The following is a 4871-nucleotide window of genomic DNA, read 5'->3' as shown; positions in this document are numbered from 1 at the left end:
TTGAAGCCTGTCGTGGTGAGCGAGTTGGGAAAAGGCGCACTTGGATGCGTCAGGTAGGGGTTGGGAAGACGTGCGTCGCCGCCTTTGAAGTGTCGAAATACCAATGGGAAACGTAGCTAGCGGACTCTCGTTCACATTCCGATATAGACCAGAGCGGGATCCCGGAAGAATCCCCGGATGGTCTCCGGGAGTCGTTGGAGGCGTTCCAACGCGCGAGTGGCGATTCCGAATAGCTCGGACCCGCGCTGGATGCCCCGGCGCTTGATGTCGTCGTGTGTGAGGTAGACCTGCGAGCGCGGTGCCGGTGTTGCCGCCGGTCGTCTCCCGCAGGTCCCCTCCCGCACCCGGCGTGCGACTCTCACCGCACCGGGCGCTCCACGTGTCTTGGCCGTTGGTCAACTGCTGGTTGTTGTTGTTGCCGGTTTGGGGGTCCACGGGGTGGGGATGTTGCTGCCGCGGTAGCGGTAGCGTGTCACGCTGACGCTGGAGGCGCCGGTGAAGATGACCCCGTTGTAGGCGAATCTCCATCCTTTGTCGCAGAAGCGGCGGCGGAGTTCTTTCATGCCGAGACGGTTCTTGCCCGCGTACTTGTTGCGAAGCCAGCGCATCAGTCGGCTCCAGGTGTAGGAGTCGATGGCGTTGAACGTCGCTTTGGACACTCCGTATCGGTGGTAGCGGGCCCAGCCCGCCAGCAGTCGGTTGAGACCGGTGAGCATCTCGTCCGGGTCGATGTGGCGGGTTGACCTGTGCGTTTTCGCCTTCACCTTGCCCTTGACGGCCTGCACGGCCTTCTTGGACGGGGTGGTGTAGACGTAGTATTTCGCTGTGCCCCGTTTCCGCAACCGCCGAATGCGGATGCTGAGGAAATCGAAGCCCTCGTCGATGTGGACCACGCGGGTTTTGTCCGGGGCCAGCCGCAATCCTAGTGGTGCGAGCACGGCCGCCACCTGCTCACGCAGTGCCTCGGCATGGCGCCGTTCTCCGGACACCATCACGACAAAATCGTCCGCGAAGCGGACAATCCGCCAGTTTCCGAGGCCGTTCTTCTTGCGTCGAGCCCGTTTACCTTCCGTTCCCATCTCCTGCCGCCATTGACGGTCGAAGTGATCGTCGAGCACGGACAAGGCAACATTGGCCAATAACGGGGACAAAATCCCGCCCTGCGGGGTTCCGGACAGTGTGTCTTACCGATTCCCGGTGGCGTCCATCACCCCGGACTTCAGGAACGCCTTCACCAGCGCGCAGACGCGTTTGTCCTGGACCCTACCTCGGATGCGATCCATCAACGCCGTATGCGAAATTTCGTCGAAGGAACCCCCGCCTTACTACGGGCTTCGATGACCTCCCGGCCGGGCTGCGGGCGTGGGCGGAGGGCCTGCTGTGCCTGGAGGCGGCCGTTGAGCTGCTGATCGGGAACGGTTCGTGGCTTTCCCGCGAGGATTTCGCGGGAATCGCGATCGAATTTGCCGCGGATGCCGGCGGCATGGTGATGGCGTCGGTCGACTTTACGGCGGCGGCCGACGCGCTGGAGGCGGGTGCGCTGCCGTGCTCGGCCGGGGAGAGGCGGGTGCTGCAGATCGCCGCCAGCTTGGCGGCGGGCGTCCCGGTGGATCTGCGGGAGGCCGTGACCGGCCTGGACGCGGGCAACGCCGCGCTGGCGGCCGCGGCGGTGTTGCACACGGCCGGCTGCGGTGACCTGGGTGCCCGGCTGGCCGGCGGGCAGGGCCGGCGGTGAACACGGTGCGGATCATCCGGCCACGGCATCCCTTCGAAGGCCAGCTGTTGGCGGTGCTGGGCAGCATGCGCCGGCACGGGGCACGCGAGTTGCTGGTGGTCCTGCCGGATGGCTCCAAGCGGCTGGTCCCGGCGTCGTGGACCGACGCAGCCCCGGTCGGCGGCAGCGGCCCGGGGACGTTGGGCGCAGCGGCGGACCTGCTGGGTCTGTCCGTGCTGGTTTCCGCGCTGTGCGCCCGTTGCCAGGACGAACGGGAGCAGGCTGCACGAAAACCGCCTGCCAGGGAGGATGATCGTGCAGCCTGTCCAGCTCAGTCTGCTGCCAGAGCAGGTTCCGGCGCCACTGCCGGAGCTGATCGGCCAGCTTCCGGAGGACAACGTCGCCGCGGCGGTCGCGCTGCTGGCGGCCGTGATCGCCCGGGCGCAGACCGCCGCGTCCGTGACGGCGCAGGTGGCGGGCGATGAGTGAGCCGGGGAAGATCACCGCCTCGCATCTGTCGCGGACGGCCGTGATCTATGTCCGCCAGTCCACCCTGATCCAGGTGGAGCGCAACACCGAGTCGACCGCCCGCCAGTACGACCTGGTCTCCCGCGCCCGGCAGCTGGGCTGGCCGCGGGAGGCAGTCCGGGTTGTCGACGGCGACCTGGGCGTCTCTGGGTCGGTGACCGGGCAGCGGGACGGGTTCGAGGGCATGGTCGCCGAGGTCGCCCTCGGCCAGGTCGGGATCATCCTGGCGCTGGAGGTCTCCCGGCTGGCGCGGGACAACGCGGCCTGGTATCGGCTGCTTGACCTGGCCGGCGTGTGCGACACCCTCGTCGCCGACGCCGACGGCGTCTACCACCCGGCGCTGTTCAACGACCGGCTGGTGCTGGGCATGAAGGGCATCATGTCCGAAGCTGAGCTCCACGTGCTGCGGGCCCGCCTGGAAGGTGGCGTCAGGAACAAGGCCGCCCGCGGCGAGCTGCGCCGCGGCCTGCCCGTCGGCCTGGTCTGGGGCGAGGCCGACGGACAGATCCGCTTCCACCCCGATGAGGCGGTCACCGGCGTCATCGCCGCGGTCTTCGAGCGGTTCGCCGTGTGCGGGTCGGCGCGCGCCACCTGGCTGTGGCTGCGCGAGCAGGGACTGCGCTGGCCGCTGCAGAAGATCGCCTACACCCGGCGCGGCAACGGAATCCCGGAGATCACCTGGGTGGAGCCGACCTATCACGCCGTGCACACCACGCTGACCCACCCCGCCTACGCCGGCGCGTACGTCTACGGCCGCACCCGCAAGGAACGCTACCTTGACCGCAGCGGCGCACTGCGCCAGCGCAGCCGCCGCCTGCCCCGCGACCAGTGGGAGGTCCTCATCCCCGATCACCACCCCGGGTTCACCGACTGGGACACCTACCAGGCCAACCAGTCCCGCATCGGCGCCAACATCCGCCCCCAGGCCAGCCAGCCGGGCACCGGCGCGGTCCGGGAAGGCTCCGCGCTGCTGCAGGGCCTGGCCACCTGCGGCACATGCGGCCGCAAACTGGCGATCTTCTACTCCGGTCCGGCCAAGTGCGTGCCGAACTACTACTGCCAGGGATCAGCCGAGCTGGTCGACGGGCGCGGCGTGCGACACATGAGCACCGGCGGGCAGGCCATCGACGCCGCCGTCACCGCCGCGTTCCTGGCCGCGCTGGCACCGGCCGCGCTGCAGGCGTGCCTGCAGGCCGCCGCCCAGCTGGAAGACGGCCACGACGCCGCCCTTGCCCAGCACGAACGCCAGGTCGAGCAGGCCCGCTACCAGGCGACCCGGGCCGAGCGCCGCTACCGGGCCGTCGATCCGGACAACCGGCTGGTCGCCCGCGGCCTGGAAGGCGAATGGGAACACGCGCTGCGGGAACTGGCCGACGCCGAGGCCGAACTGGCCCGCCGCCGGGCCGCCCGCCCGAAAGCCCTGACCGCGCAGGAGAAACAAGCGATCCTCGCCCTCGGCGACGACCTCGGCCAGGTATGGGACGCGCCCACCACCGCCGACAAGGACCGCAAGCAGCTGCTGCGCACCCTGATCGACGAGGTCAACATCACGCTGCACCGCGACGACCCCAACCCGAACGCCGCCCTGATGCTGCGCTGGAAAGGCGGCGCGATCAGCGACCTGACCGTGCCGCTGCGCCGCCGACAGCCCAAGATCCGCACCGACGAGGACACCATCGACCTCATCCGCCGCCTGGCCGTGCACTACCCCGACGCGGTCATCGCCGGCATCCTCAACCGCCAGGGCCGCCGCACCGCCCGCGGAATGTCATACACCGCCAGTAGAGTCCAATCGCTGCGCCACCACTGGAAAATCCCCTGCCACCAGCCCTCCGACGATCAAAAAGAAGGAGAACTGCTCAACGTGACCGCCGCTGCCCGCCAGCTGGACATCGCACCGTCCACCCTGCTGCGTTGGCTCAACGACGGCTTCGTCGCCGGCGAGCAGATCACCCCCGGCGCGCCCTGGCGCATCCGCCTCACCGATCAGCTGCGCGGCATGCTCACCAACACCACCCCCGACGGCTGGGTCCCCCTCGGCTACGCCAGCCAAGCGCTCGGCGTCTCCCGCCAGACCGTATTGCAGAAGGTCAAGCGCCGCGAGCTGAACGCGGTCCTGACCCGCACCGGACGCAGGAAAGGCCTGCGTATCGAGCTACCAACCCCACAAAACGCCCTGTTCAAAACCCCAACAATCAGCGAAGGAGCAGTGTGACGATGCATCCAAACAGGCTTTGATATCGCCCTCCACCACCCACTCATAAGAGTGGGACGTAAAGTAGCGCACCTCGGCCACCGCGTCATGCGTTCGGCGGTTCGGGCGGAACCCGTAGGAGCACGGGAGGAAATCCGCCTCGAAGATCGGCTCCAACACCAGCTTCAAGGATGCCTGGACCACCCGATCCCGCACCGCGGCGATCCCCAGCCGACGCCGCTTGCCGCCGGCCTTGGGGATCATCCGCTCGCGCACCGGCAACGGGCGAAAGCTGCGGTCCTTGACCTGCGACCGAAGCTCGTCGAGGAACACCTCGACACCCCGCGCCGCGATGGACGACGCGGTAGCGCCATCTACGCCGGCGGTGCGGGCACCCTTGTTGGTCCGCACCCGATCCCACGCGACCAGCAGGAA

4 protein-coding genes and 1 pseudogene are annotated in these 4871 nt (G+C 68.5%); 3 read left to right on the top strand and 2 right to left on the bottom strand.

From position 1 onward, the window contains the following. Positions 1-395: 395 nt before the first annotated feature. Positions 396-1118: a group II intron maturase-specific domain-containing protein gene (locus tag VKN16_01910; GenBank protein HME92956.1), complete on the bottom strand. Its 723-nt coding sequence runs from the start codon at positions 1116-1118 to the stop codon at positions 396-398. A 365-nt stretch (positions 1119-1483) separates the two neighbouring features. Between VKN16_01910 and VKN16_01905 the strand changes: the two genes are divergently transcribed. The 3 genes from VKN16_01905 to VKN16_01895 all read left to right on the top strand — a co-directional run bounded on the left by VKN16_01905 (position 1484) and on the right by VKN16_01895 (position 4457). After that, positions 1484-1735, top strand: coding sequence for a hypothetical protein (locus VKN16_01905; GenBank protein ID HME92955.1), 252 nt, complete (start codon positions 1484-1486; stop codon positions 1733-1735). 288 nt (positions 1736-2023) lie between these two features. Beyond that, the gene (locus tag VKN16_01900) at positions 2024-2203 is read left to right on the top strand and encodes a hypothetical protein (protein ID HME92954.1); all 180 of its coding nucleotides are present in this window, start codon (positions 2024-2026) and stop codon (positions 2201-2203) included. Beyond that, complete coding sequence (locus VKN16_01895) at positions 2196-4457, top strand: recombinase family protein (protein ID HME92953.1); 2262 nt, start codon at positions 2196-2198, stop codon at positions 4455-4457. The genes VKN16_01900 and VKN16_01895 overlap by 8 nt, the downstream gene beginning before the upstream one ends. A 6-nt stretch (positions 4458-4463) precedes the next feature. On the opposite strand, the pseudogene VKN16_01890 reads toward VKN16_01895, so the two are convergent. Further along, positions 4464-4871 (bottom strand): annotated as a pseudogene (locus tag VKN16_01890) (reverse transcriptase domain-containing protein).

The organism is Candidatus Methylomirabilota bacterium, assembly GCA_035315345.1.
Classification (GTDB): domain Bacteria; phylum Methylomirabilota; class Methylomirabilia; order Rokubacteriales; family CSP1-6; genus CAMLFJ01.
Note: the sequence above shows the minus strand (reverse complement) of the source record. Positions and strands in the feature narration are given on the sequence as shown.